The organism is Flavobacterium maritimum, from assembly GCF_040049085.1.
Taxonomy (GTDB): Bacteria; Bacteroidota; Bacteroidia; order Flavobacteriales; family Flavobacteriaceae; genus Flavobacterium; species Flavobacterium maritimum.
Genome location: NZ_JBDLZY010000002.1, coordinates 88,905 through 110,295, shown reverse-complemented (window position 1 = coordinate 110,295; position 21,391 = coordinate 88,905). Strand labels below are relative to the sequence as shown.

Below are 21,391 nucleotides of genomic sequence, written 5' to 3'. Positions count from 1 at the left end.
CATGAACTTTAAATCATTGATCTTTATACTGTTTATCTCCTTTTTGGCTGATACCAATAATGTACTGGCGCAGCAGACTGAAGTCGATAAAAAATGGTGGAAAGAATCTGTTTTTTATCAAATCTATATGCCAAGTTATGCCGATAGCAATGGCGATGGATATGGCGATTTTAAAGGGATGACCACTAAATTGGATTATTTAAGGCAATTAGGTGTCAAAGGGATTTGGCTGACACCTTTCCTGACTTCTCCAAAGGTCGACAATGGCTATGATATTGCCAATTATTATGAGGTAGATCCCACTTATGGCAGTAAAGAAGATTTTGATACTTTTTTGAAAGAAGCGCATAAAAGAGATATCAAAGTAATTATGGACATGGTTTTGAATCATACTTCAACAGATTGTAAGTGGTTTCAAGAGTCCCGAAAATCAGTTGATAATCCGTATCGCGATTATTATATCTGGAAGGACACGCCGAATAATTGGGAATCGTTTTTTGGAGGAACTGCTTGGAAAAAAGACAGTTTGACCAACCAATACTACTATCATAAGTTTGATAAAAAGATGGCCGATCTCAATTGGTCTAATCCAAAAGTGGTCACTGAGGTTCAGAAAGTACTTCGGTTTTGGTTGGATAGCGGTGTGGATGGATTTCGACTGGATGTGATTAATTTTTTGAACACGAACGGAATTACAGCTGACAATCCAGTGAAAGACGGACAACAATTGCACATAAATGATATTGATCAGACAGGTGTTAAAGATGCGATGCGAATGATAAAATCAACTGTCAATGAATACGATAACCGTTTCATTGTTGGCGAAATAGGTAGTGATAAAATTGAAGTCTTGAAACAATACCAGTCGAAGGATTTATTAGATGTGGTTTTCAATTTCAACTTTGGAAGTATTCAAAAATTTTCTTCCCAACGCATTTTTGGTGAGTTGCAAAGCATGGAAAAAAACATGAGCAACTATCCAACCTTGTTCTTTGGCAGTCATGATATGCCTCGAATGATTGACCGGTTGGCAGATGGGAATCCTGATAAAGCTTTGGCTTTGGCGGCTTTGATACTGACCGCCAAAGGAGTTCCTTTTGTTTATTATGGTGAAGAAATCGGAATGCATAATATTATCGCAAAGAATCTAGAAGAGATGGTTGATATTCAGGGAAAAACGCATTATGAATTGGCGGTAGCCAAAGGTAAAAGTTCTGATGAAGCACTCTTGGAAGGAAATGAGCACAACCGTGATAAATCACGTAGTCCGATGCAGTGGGATGGGAATGTTTTCGCCGGATTTTCAACCGAGAAAACATGGATTAAAATCAATTCCGATTACAAACAAACCAATGTTCAGCAGCTATCAAACAAAGAGAATTCAATTCTTAACCGCTACAAAAAATTAATTGCTTTAAGGAATAATGAAAAAGTCCTGCAATATGGTAAATACGATCGGCTGGAACATAAAGACGGCCAAATTTTGTTTACCCGATCTTTTGAAGGAAACCAAATTACAGTAGCAATTAACTTTGGTCCTGAAAAAAAAATAAACCTTCCAAAAGGAGCTAAAATCTTGATGGGAGAGATCACGTTAAAACCAAATGGATTTATAATTTATAGAAACTAGAATTCGGATACATAAAACAATCCAATGTCGTTTCCTGTGAAAAGTTGTTAGTAGGTTGTCAAGTCGAGCGGAGTCGAGACTCAACGTCTGGTCTCGACTTCGCTCGACTTGACAAACCGTCTTAAAAAGACAACATGGAATACCAGTAGAATATTTTTCACTTTAAAAACCAATAGAAATGAATTTAAATATCCCTAATAATTTAGATAAAAAAGCTGTTTTTGAGCAAATTGCCGCAGCATTAAAAGAAGAAAACTTAACCGTTATAAAACAGGATGAAACCCGACCTTGGGGAGGTTTTTTTGTTATCGACGAAAGTCAGGCAGCAGCTTTTGCCGCTAAGTTTTTTCCACATCTGGATATGGAAACGATTAAAATTACTAATAAACTAAGTCCAAAGATTTTGGTTGTGGCTCCCCATAAACGCTTGTCGTGGCAATATCATTTTCGAAGAGCGGAAATCTGGGAAATATTGTCCGGTGTTGTAGGAGTGAAAACCAGTGCTACAGACGAAGAGGGAGAAATTCAGAAGCTTAGCCCCGGTAATTTTATCCAAATGGACAAAGGCGAACGTCATCGTTTAATTGGATTGGATTCTTGGGGAGTAGTTGCCGAAATTTGGGAACATACCGATCCTGAAAACCCTTCAGATGAAGAGGATATTGTTCGCTTACAAGATGATTTCGGTAGATAAATAAAGTATTACTTTAATACATTGGCATTGCCAAAAAAGAATAAGAACATTGTTCAAGGAGTATATTTATTCCTGAGCAATGTTTTTTTTTTGGGTTAAACAATTATAATTCAATTAACACGGAAGGTGAGATGCGTTCTGCTTAAATGCTTTAATTTTGCTCAAAATCTGAAATTTAAAATGGCACAAAATATTCCTGTTTCCTTATTAGAATTGGCATTGATAACGCAAGACAGTAATGCAAACGAAACATTCCAAAAAACTGCTGCAGTCGCTCAACTTGCCGACAACTTGGGATACAATCGATTTTGGTTGGCAGAACATCATAATATGGCGCATGTAGCGAGTTCTGCAACGGTCGTTCTGATAGGTTATATTGCCAGTCAAACCCAAAATATTCGTGTTGGTTCCGGTGGAATCATGTTGCCCAATCATTCACCACTTATTGTTGCAGAGCAATTTGGAACCCTCGAAATACTTTATCCTAACCGAATTGATTTAGGTCTGGGTAGAGCACCCGGAACTGATGGGCAAACAGCACAAGCCATACGTAAAGATTTCTTTGAACAATCACAACGGTTTCCTCAAAATGTCGCAGAACTTCAGAAATATTTTTCAGAGGAGAATGCTGCTGCAAATGTGCGCGCTTTTCCCGCTGAGGGTACAAAGGTTCCCATTTGGATTTTAGGTTCCAGTATGGATAGTGCTGCTTTGGCTGCTGCCAAAGGATTGCCGTATGCCTTTGCAGGACATTTTGCACCTAAACAAATGATCATGGCCTTTGAATTTTATCGAAATAATTTTCAGGCTTCCCGATTTTTAGAAAAACCAAAAACAATGGCCTGCGTCAATGTTATTGCTGCCGAAACTGATAAAGAAGCTGAAATTTTGTCAACTAGCCTGTATCAAATGTTTCTCAATATGGTAAAAAACGATAGAAAGGGGTTACAGCCACCTGTTGATTCTTTGGATGGGCTCATGAACGAAGAAGAACGTTTTCATGTCAATCAAATGACTGCTTGTACCTTTACAGGAAGTAAGGAGAAATTAGTGATTGAATTAGAGAAATTTATTGATTATTCCCGTGTAGATGAATTGATGATTACCAGCCCAATTTTTGATCATCAGGATAAATTGAAAAGTTTGAAAATTGTAAAAGAAGTTATGGATACGATAAATACGAAGAGCCCTAAATAAGCAGTATTGTTTATTTAGGACTCGATGTAAAATTGTAACGGAAAGATTATGATTTAAATAGTGTTCGTTTTTAAATAATATTTTTTTCTTAGCCAAAAAGCGACATTTACTAAAATTATCAATGCCGGAACTTCCACTAACGGACCAATAACACCAGCAAAGGCTTGTCCGCTATTGATTCCAAAAACTCCTATTGAAACGGCAATTGCCAATTCAAAATTATTTCCTGAGGCGGTGAATGAGAGGGCGACAGCATCTCTATAGTTGGCTCCAATCTTTTTTGATACAAAAAACATCAGGAAAAACATGATGGCAAAGAAAATTACCAGTGGGACTGCAATTCGAAGTACGTCAAATGGTAAATCAACAATCATTTCGCCTTTTAAACTGAACATTATTACGATTGTAAAAAGCAAGGCAATCAAAGTTATTGGTGAAACAAAAGGAATAAACTTTTGATTGAACCATTTGTCACCTATATATTTTTTGATGGCGTAACGACTGATTACGGCCAAGCCAAATGGAATTCCTAAATAAATCCCGACTGTTGTTGCAATTTCAGCAATTGTAATATTCAGTTCCAAGCCTTTTATGCCAAATAAAGGCAACATGATTTCCAAATAAAAATAAGCATACAAGCTAAAAAAGAATACTTGCAGTAAACTGTTAATTCCAATCAGACCTGCGGTTAATTCGCGATTCCCTTCGGCTAATTCGTTCCAAACAATAACCATTGCGATACAAGGCGCAATTCCAATTATGATTAAACCGGTCATGTATTCCGGATAATCTTTCAAAAAGAATGTGGCCAATGAAAACATTAAAAACGGACCCACAATCCAGGTGATTAAAAAGGAAGCAGTCAGTAATTTTGGCTTTTCAAACATTAACGGAATTTTCGAAAAATCAATTTTAGTCAATGGTGGATACATCATCAAAATTAATCCGATTGCAAGAGGAACATTGGTTGTCCCGTTTGAAAGAGAATTAATGTACCCACTGCTTGAAGGTATAAAGTAACCTATGGAAACACCGATTGCCATAGCTAGGAATATCCAAAGTGTCAAATAGTTATCGAGAAAATTTAATCTTTTTTTAGTTAAGGCCATGGTTATGAATTTATTTGGGAGAATACATACAACATTTCGGAAGCAATTTGTAAACTTCTCTCTTCATATTTTTCAGCCTGTTGCGGGGTATTGTCAAAAGCTTTCGGATCTTCAAAAGTAATCGGAATACGTTTTTCAGCACCTGCAATAAAAGGGCAACCTCCATCAGCTTGGGAACAAGTCAGAATAGCAACAAACTCAGATTGTGGATTAAAATCATCATCATAGGTTTTAGAAAAACCAATAATAGGATGTTCGTTTTCTGAATATTTTATCGCATAAACCGGATTCTTTCCTTCTGAAATGGTTTTAATTTTAAATCCCGTTTTTTCTAATGTTTTGGCTGCCATAGGAAATAAAGCAGTGGCTTCAGTACCACCCGAATAGCAAAATACATTTTTTATATTGAAATACGCTGCTGCTGTTTGTGCCCAAACTTGTGACAAATGACTTCTTCTGGAATTGTGTGTACAAATTAAGTTCAGTCTGATTTCTTGTTGGTTGCTTACCTTAGCCTGAATGTAATCAATAAGCGGTTGCAAAATGATTTTACGTTCAGGGGATATGTTTTTTATATCAATAGTATTGATAACATTTTCGATTTCCGGGAATAGGATTGTTTTATTTGACATCGTTTTACTTTAGATCATTTTAAAAATTAGCAACATCCAGTGCTTGGGGTACAACAACTAGGTTCGTTATTCGTTTCAGATAAAATTACTTTTGGTTTTTCTGAAGCAGCAGTTGGTGCGCAACAACCAGATGACGTATTCAAGTCTGATAATCTTACTTTTTGTTTTTCTGAAGGAATACCACATTGGTCCTGAGCTAAGCAAGCGGTTTGTTTGTTTACTAATACAAAATCTTTTCCGTTGAAATCCAAATCGTATTTACCGATTGTTTGTGCTTGGAATTCGACTTCAATTTCAAAATCATCGATACCTAAAACTTTTTCGGATAAGTTGATGATGTTGAGTAATTTTTGCGGTTTAAGACGGTGTTCAAAATCATTGGCATCCCATAACTGGAAGTTTACGACTGTTTCTTTTCGAACGGTCCCACCGCAATCAATGAAGTTTTTAGTGATTAATCCCACCTCTGTAACGTGGAAATGTTCTGGTACAAAAGTACCGTCGGGTAATTGGAAGTTAACAGTTTCAACCGAAGTTAAAATGTTTTTTGCTTGTGATAATTTCATGGTTAATGTATTTAAAAATTTAACAACATTTGTTTTTATTTTTTTCTAAATGATTAGAAATACTTTGAAAAAAACTTTTAATTTTTTCAAATCCCGTTTCATTGATACAGTAACAAATACTGGTGCCTTCAAAGTTTCCTTTTATTAAATCGGCGTTTTTAAGTTCCTTTAAATGTTGGGAAATAGTTGGCTGTGCTAATGGCAACTCGTTTACGATGTCACCACAAATACAACTGTCTACTTTTAGTAGATATTCTATGATGGCTATGCGTGCCGGATGGCCTAATGCTTTGGCTAAAATTGCCATTTCATTTTGCTGTTCTGTAAAGTGATCTGTTTTTGATGCTCCCATAGTAATATATTTATATTGCAATATTACGATTAATAAGAATAATAAAAAAATTATTCAATACTTTTTTTTGACACATCAGTTTTCGATAGATCAACTATAAGTGACAGACTGATATGATTGTTTGGGATTGAATAATTTTAAAATATAAAATGCTTTCGTTTCGCGTTATTTTGGGCCATATTTTTCCTTTTTACATCCATTTCGATAAAAAATCAATCAATTCTTCTCTTAAATCCTTAAACAGCTTTTCAAAAACTGCGATGCTTTCTCTGTGTTTTTTATGATCCGAAAATTTTTGATGATCATAGGCATCAGGATTATCTCTTACGGCTGCCTCAAGATAAGATTCATGGCTTTTAATATCATGATTTAGAATGTCGATCTGTTCTCTCTGAATAATGAGTTGATTATTAAAATGATCGCATAAAGAACGTGCCTCCTGTGAAGTATTCTTTGTTCCTATTTCGGCAATTCTATTAGCCATAATTGAAAGTTCATCTTTGTAGAACAAAAGCTTGTTTAGCCAGGTTTTGTGCTCTTCATGTAACTGAGAAATTGTTGTTTTAGTTTCCATTTTCGTCTTTGTTTTTAATAATTTGAAATTAAATGAATCTGATTATTTTTTTTTTAGTAGCAATTCCAAAAAAGGCAAAGATTGGGGGGAAGTTGTTTCAAAGTACTCCAAAATACACTGCATCATCTTGTTGGTATGTCTTCATTCAAATTGAAGGTGCATTATTTTTTGGACGACTAATTTAAGAATATTTTAAATGCAATAAAAATTTTAACTACCTTATTTTAAGTATGTTATGAAAATAAAATTGAAATTAACGAAGGCTTGTTTTTTCATGCCAAAGCAGTTCTTTTTTAATTACTTTTTTCGGCCTTTTCATAGAGATTCAGTAAAGCGGGCAATAATTTTTCTTCTGTCAGGTAAGGAATACCAAAAGTTCTTCTTGCAAGTGTTTCTTGTATATTTTTTATGATAGGGCCTTCAGAGAGCGCGCGTTTTTTTAAAAGAGGATCTTTTAAATTATCCACAGCCGAAAGACATTGATTGATGACCCAGGCATAAGGAGTGATTCCTGCTCTTATAAGGTCGTTTTGAAGTGCTTCTGCTTCTCGCATTGGAGTAGTTTCCGGCAAAGCAACTAATAATAGTTTGGCAAAGGTACCGTCTTGCAGCGACATATAAGGTGTTTTAATTTGTTCAGGATTGATCGCTGTGTTTTTCAATACTTCCCGATGATAACTTCCTGTTGTGTCCAGAAGTAGTAATGTATGTCCTGTAGGGGCAGTATCCATCACAACAAATTGCCGTTTTGCCGAACGAATAGCTTTAGAAAAGGCGTGAAAAACAGCAACTTCCTCAGTGCAAGGAGATTTTAAATCCTCTACTAATAATTTTTTACCTTCTTCATCTAAGTTTGCTCCTTTTTGTGCAACTACCTTTTCGATATAATTGGCAGTTTCTACTTTGGGATCGATTCTTTCTATTGTCAAATTTTCAGGAACTTCACTTAACTGATTCATAAAGTCTTTGATATGCGCCGCAGGATCAGTGGTTGTTAAAAGAACTTTATGCCCGCGTTTAGCTAAGATCGTTGCAATTGCTGCAGCAACAATTGTTTTTCCGACACCACCTTTGCCCATCGTCATTATTAAACCGTTATTGTTATTGGTTTCCAATTCATCAACTAATACTTCCAAATTATTAAGTGTATGACTGATTTCAGTGGTACTCGAAATCTCTTCGCTAACAATTTTTTTCTGTAGATTGATGTCAAATAAGGATCTTAGTTTTTCCAGGCCAAGTACATTATAAGGAAGTAAGGGATATTTTTTGGTATCTAAATTTTTTAGCGCTTCGGGTATTTCAGATAATTCTTTTTCGGCTATTTGTTGCATTTTATTTGCGAAAGCATCTGTCTGATCAATTGGAATAAATATACCGTTTATCAATAATTTTTGGTTTGTCATTCCTAATTCGATTAACTCCAAACTTGTTTTTGCAGCTTCTTTTAAGGTAGAGGTCTCTGGGCGACTTACCAGATAAAATGTCGTTTGTGCAGCATCTCTTAAACTGTTTACCACTTTTTTGTATCTTTCTTTGCTGCTTTTTAATGCGGAAGATGGTCCAATACAAGAAGCGCCACCTGGATTGTTGTCCAGAAAATTATCCCAGGCTGCGGGCAATTCTAAAAGACGAATCGTGTGACCTGTTGGTGCTGTATCAAAAATAATAACATCATAAAAGTTTAAATCGCCTTCTCCGGTAATGAATCGTGAAAATTCATCGAATGAAGCTATTTCTGTAGTACAGGCACCAGATAATCCTTCTTTAATTTTTTTTATTTCCTCCGGAGGCGCAATTCCTTGTAAGGGGTCTATCACTCTCCCTCGGTACTCTTCGGCAGAAACTTCAGGATTAATATTAATGGTAAACAAATTTTCTAAATCTTTGTGCCGATTTATTTGATCGTTAACTTCAGTTTGTAATACGTCTTCCAAATTAGAAGCGGGATCGGTGCTTATTAAAAGGACTTTCTTTCCTTTATCGGCCAGTTTTATAGCTGTTGCACAGGCAAGTGACGTTTTTCCAACACCACCCTTTCCGGTAAAAAACAAGTATTTTGTGTAATCATTTTCCATGATGCTATTTTTGGTTGATTATGATTTCAAATGTTTTAGTCGATTGACTTATTAAGTTAAAAAGCCGTTCAGTAAGCTTTTGGCTAATGCCCAATTTTCTTTATTAATGCAGTATTTTACAGAAGGAGGTGTAATCGTTCCCTGAATTAAACCGGCATCTTTAAGTTCATTTAAATGTTGTGACAATGTTGATTTCGCAATAGGTAATTCCTCGGCCATATCGCCATGATAGCAACAGGATTTGGAGTTTAACAATTGCAAAATGGCAATTCTGACGGGATGTCCTAATGCCTTGGCAAAACGTGCTAATTCCGTTTGTTCGCTGGTATAAGAATCTATTTTTTTAGCTTTCATTTTCAGGAATTAAATCATTCGTAAATTTACGAATAAAAGGTTTTAAAGCCATGATTTTCTGCGCAATTTTTAGTTGGCAAACGCCTAAAACTTTTCAATTTAAACATCTTGTTTTTAAGAAAAAAATTGATTCGTTTTTTGTCGAAATTGGTAATCCGTAGGATTTGTGTTTAGTAAAAAGGAATTGATCTACTTCGAATAACAAAAACAACTTGAGTTTTTTTGTAAATTTATAATTACAATTTAATAAAAAATGATTTCATTGTGTTTAAAAAACACATTGGGTTTGCTGAATTGAATTGAAAATGTATTAAATTTCGACATTCAAGCAAGGACAGTTATTTAATACTAAAAAAGTATATTTACCAAATTTCCTCTTAATTTAGATTACCAAAGCGATAAAAATCATGAAAAAATTATCAAAAATTGACAGTCTCAGAATTGATGAACTCTCGGCTACTCCAAAGTACCAGCAGTTGGTCAACGCTGTGCTGAATGCCATTAAACAAGGGATTCTTAAAAAAGGTGATGCAATGCCATCTATCAATGAATTGAGTTTTCAATATGAGATATCGAGGGTTACCATTGAAAAAGGATACAATAAATTAAGAAAGATGGGCATTTTGGAAGCCTTTCACGGCAAAGGTTATTTTATTGCCAATACCGATGTTTCCCAGGATTTAAAAATATTCCTGATGTTTAATAAATTGAGTGCGCATAAGAAAATAATCTATGATGCTTTTGTAGAGACTTTGGGTGAGAAAGCGGCAATTGATTTTTATATCTATAATAATGATTATGCGTTATTCAAAAAATTATTGAATCAACAAAAAAATGCATACACACATTATGTTATTATTCCCCATTTTATTGAGAAAGCTGAAGGATATCAATTGTTAATCGAAGAAATACCAAAAGAAAAACTGATTATCGTTGGGAAAAAAATAGAAGGTATTACAGGAAATTATGGGGCAGTTTATGAAAATTTTGAGGATGATATTTATAATGCCCTCAGTAAAGCGCTCGAGCCTTTGAGTAAATACCACACCTTGAAATTGATTTTTCCTGAGAACAGTTATTTCCCGGATGAAATAGTGAAAGGATTTAAAAACTTCTGTTACAGTTATGCTTTTAACTATAAAATTGTACATGATCTCGATCTCGAAGAAGTCAATGAGGGAGAAGTGTATATTAATTTGATGGAAGAAGATTTAGTAAAGATTCTGGATAAAATCATTTCTTTAAATTTAACTGTAGGGGAGCAGGTAGGCGTGATATCTTATAATGAAACACCTCTCAAAAAATTCATCATGAATGGGCTTACGACCATCTCAACTGACTTTGAAACTATGGGTAAATCAGCCGCACAACTGGTGTTGAATTCTTCAAAGGAACATATCGAAAATCCGTTTGAGTTGGTGCTTAGGGGATCTTTATAATAGAGAATATGGAATTACGTAAATTAAAATCGTTTCTGGTAGTAGCCAAAGAATTACACTTTGGCAGAGCTGCCGAAAAATTGAATATTACCCAACCTGCCTTAACGCATCAGATTCAACAATTAGAAAACGAATTGGGTTATGAACTCTTTGATAAATCAAAAAGAGTTAATAATAGAAAAGTAGAACTGACTGAAGCGGGAGCTTATCTGATGAAAGAGGTAAGCCGTGTTATTGATCTCTTAGACAGAACATTAAAAAGCGCCAAAATTAACAGCGAAAAAAGCAAACAACTAAAGTTAGGAATTCCGAAACTGTGTATTACAAGTGAAGTTGTAAAGCTGATTAAAAAGCTTCAGAAGTTGTTTCCGGAAATAACTTTTAAAATTATGGAATATAGCACAGGGACAACAGTTCAAGAGGCTTTATTTAAAGGAAACATTGATTTAGGAATCACGACTTTACCTCTTGTTTTTAAGGGTTTGGAGCATCAGGTGATGAACACTGAATTTTTGAATGTTATTATGCCTAAAAAGCATCCTTTGGCAAAATACCAAAAAATTAAAATCGAACAACTTAGAAATGACAAATGGGTCGAATTAAATAAAGATTTGTGCCCGGCGATTTTTGATGATATTGAAATGTATTGCAGAAATGTTGGTTTTTCGAGAGATGCTAATATTGTTCAGGAAGTTTCTAATATGGAATTGTTAGCCGGATTGGTAAATTCGGGAATCGGAATCGCTATTTATCCTTCGCTCTCTGCGAACCTTTCGGAAGAAATTGTATCTAAGGAATTAACATTTTCTGACGACATGCGCTTGGAACTGACCAAAGTCCTAGCTTTTAAAGAAACGCTGGATGATGAATACCAGCAAGTATTGAACTCTAAATTTGATGTGAGGGGCTAAGGTTCTAAGGTACAAAGACTCAAAGGTTCTTAGAATCTAAGACTCTAAGACTCTAAGGTTGTAAGAGGATTAGAAACTAAGGTACTGAAAATCTATAGCTCTAAGAATCTAAGACTCTAAGACTCTAATTTTGAGAGAAATAGTTTATGATTTTTTTGTAAATACTATATATACTTCTTGATTTTGGAAATAGTTGTTTTGTCCTTGTTAAATTGTCTGCTTAAGTTAGAACCTTATCTTCTAAGAACCTTTGAACCTTTGAGCCTTTGAGCCTCAGCATCTTTGTACCTTAGAACCTTAGTCTCTTGGTTAATAAGTAAAATTGATTAATTTGATAAGTAAAAATTCCCCTAAATACGATTTACGATAACGATTGAGTAGGACAGTTATGTTTTTGATATTCCCTTATTTTACAAAAAAGACCATAAGAACGGTAGAACTTTAATCTATAGTGCTACTAATTATTTCAAAATGGTAAAATATATTCAATTGTTATAAAAATATATATGAAGAAAAAATCAGGATTAATCACAGTATTTTCTTTAATGCTGGCTTGTAGCAGCTATGCACAAGATAATAAGGATGCCCTAATGAAGGGATTTGTTACACCTCCTAATTCTGCTAAGCCAAGGGTATGGTGGCATTGGATGCATGGAAATGTTTCCAAAGACGGTATTTACAAAGATCTTTTATGGATGAACCGAGTTGGAATTGGTGGTTTTATGAATTTTGATGCTGCCATGGCAACACCACAAATTGTAAAAAAACGTTTGACTTACATGACACCAGAATGGAAAGATGCTTTTCAGTTCACAACAAAATTAGCAGATTCCCTACAATTAGAAATGGCTATTGCCGGTTCGCCGGGATGGAGTGAAAGTGGTGGGCCATGGGTTCCGGCTAAGCAAGGTATGAAAAAGTTAGTATGGAGTGAAATCCGTGTGACAGGAGGAAAACCGTTTAAAGGAGTTTTACCTAAAGCGCCTACGAACACAGGAGTTTTTCAAAATGCTCCTATGAATAAAGGTCTTGACGAAGGATTAAGCGGAGGAGAAGCTAAAACTCCACCTAATTATTATGAAGACATTGCTCTTATAGCCTATAAATTGCCAGCGTCTGATGTTTCTTTGGCTGAATTAAAAGCTAAAATTACCTCTAGTGGTGGAAATTTTTCTTTGCAACAACTAACAGATGGTGATATTGCGATTACGAATCTGTTGCCTTCTACAACGAATGGGCAAAATGCCTGGATACAATTTGCATTTGAAAAGCCACAAACATTCAAAGCGGTAACAGTTGTTGGAGGGGGAGATAAGGGGCCTTTCGGTATGTATGGTGAAAAAGCCGATACGCGTAGTGTAGAGGTTAGTGATGACGGGATACATTTTAAACAAATAACATTTATTCCTGCCGGAGGTATCATACAGCAAACGATTACTTTTCCTGAAACATCGGCTAAGTTTTTTAGAGTTACCTTCAAAAATCCGCCACCGCCATTTAGTTTAGGATCTATGATTGGTATGGGAGGAGAAGCTCCAAAAGCACCCGAAGGAACAGATGTTGCCGAGATTGTTTTGCATGCAGCGACACGAATTGATCGTTTTGAAGAAAAAGCGGCTTTTGCGGCTGTTAATACTATAGATGTAAAAGGAACTCCAAGTACGACCGATGTAACTGCTCTGGAAAATGTAATTGATTTATCTGATAAAATAGACGCTGATGGTACCTTAAACTGGACACCTCCGGCAGGAAATTGGAAAATTGTCCGTTTTGGTTTTTCTTTATTAGGGATAACGAATCACCCGGCTTCTCCTGAAGCAACTGGGTTAGAAGTAGACAAATTAGATCCGGTTGCCATAAAAGCCTACTTTGAAAATTATCTCGATCAGTATAAAAATGCCACGGTAGGCTTGATGGGAAGCCAAGGAGGTCTGCAATATATTGTTACCGATAGCTGGGAAGCCGGTGCGCAAAACTGGACCAATAATTTGCCTGCTGAATTTGCCAAACGAAGAGGATACAGTTTAATTCCCTGGATGCCGGTATTAACGGGGCATATCATAAAAAGTTCAGAAGAAAGTGAACGTTTTTTATGGGACTATCGCAAAACACTAAGCGAAATGGTTTCAGAATACCATTATGATCAACTAACGACTTTATTACATGAACGTGGAATGAAACGCTATTCCGAATCCCATGAGTCTAATCGTGCCTTGATTGCTGATGGAATGGAGGTAAAACGTACTGCGGATATTCCGATGGGTGCTATGTGGACACCCGGAATGATAGGAGGTGACGGAAAGGACTATAATGTCGATATTAGGGAATCGGCTTCGGTAGCGCATATTTATGGACAAAATTTAGTGGCTGCCGAGTCGCTTACCGCTATTGGTAACGCATGGGCATTTTCACCTGAACGTTTGAAACCAACTGCTGATATGGAATTGGCTAGTGGATTGAATCGATTTGTGATTCATACTTCAGTACACCAACCATCGGATGAGCATTTTCCCGGACTGGGATTAGGACCATTCGGACAATGGTTTACCCGTCATGAAACCTGGGCAGAACAAGCAAAATCCTGGACTGATTATCTTTCCCGTAGTTCTTACTTATTACAACAAGGGAAGTTTGTTGCGGATGTCATTTATTATTATGGAGAGGACAATAATATCACTTCTCTTTTTGGTAAAAAACAACCTAATATTCCTGAAGGCTATAATTATGATTTCGTCAATGCTGATGCACTTCTTAATGTGCTTTCAGTTAAGAATGGACAAATTGTTACTCCAAGTGGGATGCATTATAAAGTATTGGCTTTGGATGCCAATAGCAAGCAAATGACATTGAAAGTAGCCCAAAAAATTAGTGAATTGGTAAAAGCGGGGGCTATTGTGGTAGGTCCAAAACCAACAGGGACGCCAAGTTTAAAAGATGATAAGAAAGCATTCGATACCATAGTAGATGAATTGTGGGGTGCTGATAATAGCGTAAAAACTATTGGAAACGGAAAAGTATATACAGGAGAAAATATCGAAAAAGTATTGTCTACTTCTCAAGTGGAGCCGGATTTTGAATATACAAAACCACAAGCGGATACAAAATTAGTTTATGTTCACCGCGAATTGCCGGAGCAGGAATTGTATTGGGTAAATAACCGCAACGACAGAGCTGAAAATTTGGAAGCGACTTTCAGGGTTTCAGGTAAAACAGTTGAAATTTGGCATCCCGAAACAGGAAAAACAGAACCAGCTTCTTATTCTTTTGCAAATGGACGTACTAAAGTGTCTTTGCATTTAGAACCAAATGATGCCGTGTTTATAGTATTCAAAGAAAGTACAACTGCAACAGCGCATGTTTTGCCTGCTGTAACCGAAACTAAATTGGCTGCGATAGAAGGAAATTGGAATTTGAGTTTTCAAAAAGACAGAGGAGCTCCTTCCGATATTACTATTGACAAACTGACTTCTTGGACTGAAAGTTCAGATGCAGGGGTTAAATATTTTTCTGGAACAGGAACCTACTCTAAAACAATTGAGGCACCAAAAAACTGGTTTATCAAAGGCGCTCAATTATGGATAGATCTTGGCGAGGTGAAAAACATAGCAGAAGTTATCGTAAATGGAAAATCATTGGGAACTGTTTGGAAGACACCATTTAGAGTAGATGCTACAGCTGTGTTGAAGCCGGGCAAAAATACTTTGGTAATAAAAGTGACAAACCTATGGGTAAACAGACTTATCGGGGATGAACAAGCAGGTGTGGCAAAGAAAATTACCTACACTACGATGCCATTTTACAAAGCGGATGCGCCGTTGTTGCCATCTGGATTATTGAGTACAGTAAGTGTTTTATCTGTAAAATAAAATAATCTCATAAAAGCAAGTTTCTTGTATTAGAATTTAGAAAAACGGAATCAGAATCCTATTTTGATTCCGTTTTTTCTTTTAGTACTTAATGATTTTCGATAATAAATAGTACTTAGCTTCTCCATTTCAGATGATAGCAATGTCAGTAGTTGAGAAGCTTTATTCCGTTTTACTGTACAAAAAACACTCGAATTGATGTTTTTGGTAATTACACCAATACAATGCGTTAAATAAATTGATATATTTAAATAAAAAATAAAATGAAAAAACTACTCTTAATAACACTTGTTCTAATTTCAACCTACCATACTGTACATGCTCAAAAAGACAATAACAAGCAAGTCCTCAGGCATGTAGTTATGTTTGGTTGGAAAGAAGGAACGGATCCTGCTTATATCAATAAAATAGTAAATGCCTTTGGTAATTTGCCTGATAAAATTGCGTTGATCAAATCTTTTGAATGGGGAACAAATAACAGTCCCGAAAACTTGAATCAAGGATTGAGTCATTGTTTTTTACTTACATTCAATAGCGAAGCCGACAGGGATGCTTATTTGATTCATCCTGACCATAAAGCATTTGTAGCTCTTTTGAATCCTTCACCGGATAAAGTTACAGTGTTTGATTATTGGGCTGTTTCTAATAATACTCTGAAATAAATATTTGTTAGGACGAATGATTTAAAGTCAATTCGTTTCAGTCTTACATAGGTGAACCCAGAACGTAATAGTTGGGTTCGCCTTTTTTTATATCATTTCATACCGTATTACAGATTGCTTTTAAAACGCTTGTCTTCATAGTTTGGTAAATTCAATACAAGAATGTAATCGTTGCAGAAATAGTTTTCTATAAAATGGCAGATAATTGTTAAATTCATGAAGTTCCGCTTCATTTAAGTGATATTACTTAGGCTTTAAATTGAATATACAGGTATATAATGAATGTATTTCTTTTATTATGAAACACTTGAGCCTCCTGTTTTATTGACAATCCATGTCTCACATACTTATTGCAATTATTAAAATTTATTAATATAATAAATAAAAAGAATTGAAAAGTGTTACTTCTATTACGATTGCGTAGGACAGTTGTTAAAAGCTGTATTGCTAATTTTGAAACATACAAAACATAAAAAAGTGTTATGTGTAAAAAAAACCAAGAATAATTAAATACTAACTAAAAAAATCCAGAAAATGAAGAAATTATTACAACAGCATCGATTTGGCCTATTCCTGATTAAGGCATTGGTGTTGTATTTGGGATTCTGTACCCAAGCGATGGCTCAACAAATCGTTCAGGGAAGAGTTACCGATGAAAAGAACGAAGCTGTCATTGGAGCTAATGTTTTGGTGAAAGGAACCAAAAAAGGAGTTAATACAGACTTTGATGGTTCATTTAAAATTGATGCATCAGAAAAAGATATATTAGAAATTAGCTTTATAGGTTATACCACAACTTCTGTAACTGTGGGGAAACAAACTACAATTAATGTGTCTTTGCAACCAGACAACAAAGTTTTGAACGAAGTAGTTGTAGTAGGGTACGGTAGCCAAAATAAAAAGAAAGTATTAGGTTCTGTACAAAATGTAAACGCGAAAGAAATGAAAGATATTCCTGTAGCGCAGATTACTCAAAAACTTCAAGGAAAATTAGTAGGGGTACAAATCAATCAAACAACTGGAAAACCAGGTCAGGGAATGAGTATGCGTATTCGTGGTCAGGCTTCAATACTTGCAGGAAGTGATCCTTTATATGTTATTGATGGCTTTCCTATTGTTGGCGATATTAGCAGCATAAACCCTGATGAAATTGATAATATTTCGGTTTTAAAAGATGCGGCTTCAACTTCATTATACGGTTCCAGAGCGGCAAATGGAGTAGTATTGATTACTACTAAACAAGCAAAGAAAAATCAAACAACTACAAGTTTTAATGTTTTTACAGGAATGCAATCAGTTCCTCAACAAGGACGTCCTGATTTAATGAATGCAGAACAATTTGCTCAGTTTAAGAAAGAATCTTACGAAGATTTGGGACAAGCAGTGCCAGCTGAATTTCAAAATCCTTCTCAATACGCTGGAAAATCAACAGATTGGTATGGTGCTTTATTAAGAAATGCTCCTTTACAAAGTTATAATTTTTCAATTGCATCTAACAAAGATAAATTGAGTACTTCTGCAGTACTGGGTATTTTTAACCAGGATGGAGTAATGATTAACTCTAACTACAAGCGTTATTCATTACGTATTAATACAGATTATGAACTATCTGATAAGGTTAGATTAGGCTTTAATTTAGCGCCAAGTTACTCTATCAATAATACGCCAAGTTCAGATGGTGCTTTCTATGCATCAAATATAAACAATGCAGTTCCGGGTGGTTTGTTCAATAATGCTATGTTGACATGGCCAACAAGCCCATATAGAAATGAAGATGGTTCATTACCTTTATCAGTTGCGGGTGCATTTCCAACTCCAAACTGGTATCGTGCAGCTAATGAGATTACAAACGAAACAAAATCAAGCAGAATACTTTCAAATGCTAAATTAGAATACGAACCGATTTCTGATTTAATCTTGAAAACAACTTTTAATGTGGATTTTGGAAACAGTGCTTTCAAAAACTTTAATCCATCTACAGCTTCTACTGTATTTGCATCATTGCCACCAGTTATTGCCAGTGCAGTTAATACGGATACAAAATACATGTCATGGTTAAATGAAAATACGGCGACTTACATGAGAGATTTTGGTGACCATAATGTTGAATTATTGGTAGGGTACACAAATCAATCGTATCGTTCAGATATTTCTCAAATTAGAGCAACAGGTTTCCCTGATGACCGTATTCATGCTATTCAGTCTGCTTTGAATATTGATCGCACCAATACTTTTACAGATGTACAAGAATGGGCCTTAACTTCTTTGCTATCTCGTGTGAATTATAGTTTTAAAGGGAAATATTTACTGACAGCGGCTATTCGTCGTGATGGATCTTCTCGTTTTGGTTCAGAGAATCGTTGGGGTAATTTCCCTTCAATTGGAGCAGGATGGGTTGTTTCTGATGAAGATTTTGCTAAAAAAATCCCAGCAATTTCTTTTGCCAAATTAAAAGCAAGTTATGGTGTAATTGGTAATAATAATATCGGTAATTACACGCAATATGCTTTGATTAATAATACTGCTAATGCAGTTTTCGGAAGTACAGTTGCCAGTGGTGCAGCAGTAAGTTCATTAGGTAATGATCAATTAGGATGGGAAACAACTGCTCAATTGGATTTAGGTTTGGATTTAGGTTTGTTTGACGACCGTATTCGTTTCGGATATGATTTCTATACTAAAAACACAACTAATTTATTGTACAATGTGGCAGTGGCCCAAGAATCAGGATTTACAAACTTTAATGACAACGTTGGTGAAATTAAATTTTGGGGACATGAGTTTAGTTTAACGACTAAAAACTTAATTGGAGAATTCAAATGGAACACCAATTTTAATATCTCTTTCAATGATAATGAAGTATTGGCCTTGGCTGATGGTGTGGAGCGTATTTATGGTGGTTTTGGTAACTATCAGACTATTACTCAGGTTGGTAAACCATTGGGACAATTCTACGGATTGATTCAAGAAGGTGTTTACAAGAATCAAGCGGAATTTGACAGTTCTCCAAAAGCAACTGATTCACAAGTGGGAACTGTAAAATATAAAGATGTAAATGGTGACGGTGTCATTACTTATGGTGGAGATAATGATGACCGTACGATTATTGGTAATCCTTTTCCAAGTGCATTATTAGGAATGACAAACACATTCTATTATAAAGATTTCGATTTGTCAATTGTATGTTCTGGTTCAGCTGGAAACGATTTGATGGTATTGACAGACCAAGGAAACACGAATTTAGATGGGGTATTTAATGTATTAACAGATGTTGCGAACCGTTGGCGTTCAGAAGCTGATCCTGGAGATGGTCGTTATGGAAAAACCACTGCAGCTACTTATATGGAGCGTGACTGGTCTAGTACTCGTTTTGTAAGTGATGGTTCTTTTTTCGCCTTTAAAAACGTAACTTTAGGATTCAATGTTCCTACAAAAGGTAAATTTTTCAAATCAGCGCGTGTTTACAGTTCAGTACAAAATCTATACACTTTTACAAATTACAGAGGAGTTAACCCTGAAGCAAGTGTAGCTTCTAATGGAACAGGAGGAAGTACACTTAATCTGGGAATGGATTGGGGAAGTTACCCGGTACCAAGAACAGTTACATTTGGTATTAATGTTGGATTCTAATAACCTAAACTAAAACTTTAAATCATAGGCTTTAAGTCTTTTATTCTTCAAATTTTTTCAATACTAAAATCACAAGATAACTTAAAGCCGGGGTTTACATAATTACAAAATTAAATTATCATGAAAAAGATACTAATTACAGCATTATCATTGAGCTTATTTATAAGTTCTTGCTCTTCAGATTTCTTAGAAATTCCTTCTGAAACGTCTTTGAGTACGGCTACTTTTTATAAAACAGAAAAGGATTTACAACAGGCTGTCAATGCAGCGTATGCTCCGTTAAGAAATTTATATAACAATACTCCGGGTGTAAACAATTCCGGTGCTTGGTTAATGGGCGAAATGCGTTCCGATAATACCCGTTATATATTTAATGCTTCCTATCGTGCCGTTATTGATCAAGAGGCGATTTCAGATTTCACCAATCAACCGGCGAACAGCATATCTACGGCTAAATACACGACCAATTATCAAATTATTGCAAGAGCAAATCAAGTTTTGGCTTCTGTTGATGGAGTAGATTTTGCGGAAGCGTCTAAAAATAACATTAAAGGACAAGCCTTTTTCTTGCGTGCCTTAGCTTATTTTGATTTGGTTCAATACTTTGGTAAAGTGCCGATGCATTTAACTCCGGTTACCAATAGAGAAGAAGCGGCATTGCCATTATCTGAAGTAGATGCCATTTATACTCAAATTATTGCAGACGCTTCTGAAGCGGCTTCGCTATTGCCAAAAAAATCGGCGCAGGAAGCTGGTAGAGCTACATCTGGAGCAGCCCAAACATTATTAGGAAATGTATATGCGGTTCAAAAAAATTGGCCGGCCGCAGAAACAGTTTTAAAAACTGTAATTGATTCAGGTGAATATTCACTTTTAGGAGATTATGCTGCGGCATTTTCTATAAGTAATAAAAATAGTTCAGAATCAGTTTTTGAAGTACAATTCAAAGAAGGTACAGAAGGTTATGCCGGTAACTTTATCTATGAGATGTTGCCAATGCCTATGTCTGCTGAACAAGTTACCAGTATTACCGGAGCTTCAGGAGCACAAGCGCTTACAGTTGAGTCTTTTAATATTCCGACTCCAGAAATATTGGCAGCGTATGAAGCAGGAGATTTAAGAAAAGATATATCTATTGCAACAGCAACTTTGAGTGATGGTAAAACATATCCTTACATCAAAAAATTATTACAGCCACATACTCAAGCTGGTTTTACAGGGACAAACTGGCCAGTTTACCGTTATTCAGAAGTTCTTTTATTGTATGCTGAAGCATTAAATGAGCAAGGAAAAAGTGTGTCTAATTACTTAAATGATGTACGTAATCGTGCAGGTCTAGGGGATTCACCGGCTGTAGGTCAGGCTAATTTACGTACTGCAATTTTAGCGGAAAGACGTGTAGAATTGGCTTTTGAAAACAAACGTTGGTTAGATTTAGTGCGTACAGGAAATGCAGAAAGTGTAATGGCAGCTTATGGTGCAAGAGTGAAAGCAAATCCAGCAAACTATTATTTTCCTGCTGGGGTAGCACCTGCTCCTGCAGCTTTTGGAACTATCAGTTTGCTGTTTCCTTTGCCTGCAAGTGAGTCTTTATTATCACCTTATTTTTAAATTGTTTGTTTATATTAGTACTAACCAGGCATGGCGATTCTGCCTTGCCTGGTTTTTTAGGTAACTTTCAATTCTTAATCAAATTT

16 protein-coding genes are annotated in these 21,391 nt (G+C 35.6%); 9 read left to right on the top strand and 7 right to left on the bottom strand.

Translation table 11 applies throughout. The features are described 5' to 3' along the window. The first annotated feature begins 1 nt into the window (after position 1). From ABEB23_RS04565 to ABEB23_RS04555, 3 genes are all read left to right on the top strand, one after another. On the top strand, positions 2–1,630 hold the full coding sequence (locus tag ABEB23_RS04565; protein ID WP_348811227.1) for an alpha-amylase family glycosyl hydrolase: 1,629 nt from the start codon (positions 2–4) through the stop codon (positions 1,628–1,630). A 178-nt stretch (positions 1,631–1,808) separates the two neighbouring features. Further along, positions 1,809–2,324: a cupin domain-containing protein gene (locus ABEB23_RS04560; RefSeq protein ID WP_348811225.1), complete on the top strand. Its 516-nt coding sequence runs from the start codon at positions 1,809–1,811 to the stop codon at positions 2,322–2,324. A 180-nt stretch (positions 2,325–2,504) separates the two neighbouring features. After that, complete coding sequence (locus tag ABEB23_RS04555) at positions 2,505–3,521, top strand: LLM class flavin-dependent oxidoreductase (RefSeq protein WP_348811224.1); 1,017 nt, start codon at positions 2,505–2,507, stop codon at positions 3,519–3,521. A 53-nt stretch (positions 3,522–3,574) separates the two neighbouring features. Here ABEB23_RS04555 and arsB read toward each other — a convergent pair whose 3' ends face one another. From arsB to ABEB23_RS04520, 7 genes are all read right to left on the bottom strand, one after another. After that, positions 3,575–4,630, bottom strand: a complete 1,056-nt coding sequence (gene arsB, locus ABEB23_RS04550; RefSeq protein WP_348811223.1) for an ACR3 family arsenite efflux transporter — start codon at positions 4,628–4,630, stop codon at positions 3,575–3,577. 2 nt (positions 4,631–4,632) lie between these two features. Continuing rightward, the gene (locus tag ABEB23_RS04545) at positions 4,633–5,262 is read right to left on the bottom strand and encodes an arsenate-mycothiol transferase ArsC (protein ID WP_348811222.1); all 630 of its coding nucleotides are present in this window, start codon (positions 5,260–5,262) and stop codon (positions 4,633–4,635) included. 26 nt (positions 5,263–5,288) lie between these two features. After that, on the bottom strand, positions 5,289–5,828 hold the full coding sequence (locus ABEB23_RS04540; protein WP_348811221.1) for a DUF6428 family protein: 540 nt from the start codon (positions 5,826–5,828) through the stop codon (positions 5,289–5,291). A gap of 19 nt (positions 5,829–5,847) precedes the next feature. Next, a complete protein-coding gene (locus ABEB23_RS04535; RefSeq protein ID WP_348811220.1) occupies positions 5,848–6,180 on the bottom strand; it encodes an ArsR/SmtB family transcription factor in 333 nt (110 codons plus the stop codon). Between the two features lie 190 nt (positions 6,181–6,370). Then, positions 6,371–6,754 carry a hypothetical protein gene (locus ABEB23_RS04530; RefSeq protein WP_348811219.1) on the bottom strand — a complete coding sequence of 128 codons (384 nt, stop codon included), beginning with the start codon at positions 6,752–6,754 and terminating at the stop codon, positions 6,371–6,373. A 293-nt stretch (positions 6,755–7,047) separates the two neighbouring features. Further along, complete coding sequence (gene arsA / locus ABEB23_RS04525) at positions 7,048–8,832, bottom strand: arsenical pump-driving ATPase (protein WP_348811218.1); 1,785 nt, start codon at positions 8,830–8,832, stop codon at positions 7,048–7,050. 51 nt (positions 8,833–8,883) lie between these two features. Further along, the gene (locus tag ABEB23_RS04520; RefSeq protein ID WP_348811217.1) at positions 8,884–9,186 is read right to left on the bottom strand and encodes an ArsR/SmtB family transcription factor; all 303 of its coding nucleotides are present in this window, start codon (positions 9,184–9,186) and stop codon (positions 8,884–8,886) included. Positions 9,187–9,593: 407 nt separating this feature from the next. Between ABEB23_RS04520 and ABEB23_RS04515 the strand changes: the two genes are divergently transcribed. The 6 genes from ABEB23_RS04515 (at position 9,594) to ABEB23_RS04490 (ending at position 21,305) form a co-directional block, all read left to right on the top strand. Beyond that, entirely contained in the window at positions 9,594–10,625 is a 1,032-nt protein-coding gene (locus tag ABEB23_RS04515; protein WP_348811216.1) for a GntR family transcriptional regulator, read from the top strand. Positions 10,626–10,633: 8 nt separating this feature from the next. Then, positions 10,634–11,536 carry a LysR family transcriptional regulator gene (locus ABEB23_RS04510; RefSeq protein ID WP_348811214.1) on the top strand — a complete coding sequence of 301 codons (903 nt, stop codon included), beginning with the start codon at positions 10,634–10,636 and terminating at the stop codon, positions 11,534–11,536. A 506-nt stretch (positions 11,537–12,042) separates the two neighbouring features. Beyond that, entirely contained in the window at positions 12,043–15,402 is a 3,360-nt protein-coding gene (locus ABEB23_RS04505) for a glycosyl hydrolase (protein ID WP_348811213.1), read from the top strand. Positions 15,403–15,665: 263 nt separating this feature from the next. Continuing rightward, on the top strand, positions 15,666–16,064 hold the full coding sequence (locus tag ABEB23_RS04500) for a Dabb family protein (protein WP_348811212.1): 399 nt from the start codon (positions 15,666–15,668) through the stop codon (positions 16,062–16,064). 534 nt (positions 16,065–16,598) lie between these two features. Next, complete coding sequence (locus ABEB23_RS04495) at positions 16,599–19,694, top strand: SusC/RagA family TonB-linked outer membrane protein (protein ID WP_348811211.1); 3,096 nt, start codon at positions 16,599–16,601, stop codon at positions 19,692–19,694. 120 nt (positions 19,695–19,814) lie between these two features. Continuing rightward, complete coding sequence (locus tag ABEB23_RS04490; protein ID WP_348811210.1) at positions 19,815–21,305, top strand: RagB/SusD family nutrient uptake outer membrane protein; 1,491 nt, start codon at positions 19,815–19,817, stop codon at positions 21,303–21,305. Positions 21,306–21,391: the final 86 nt, after the last annotated feature.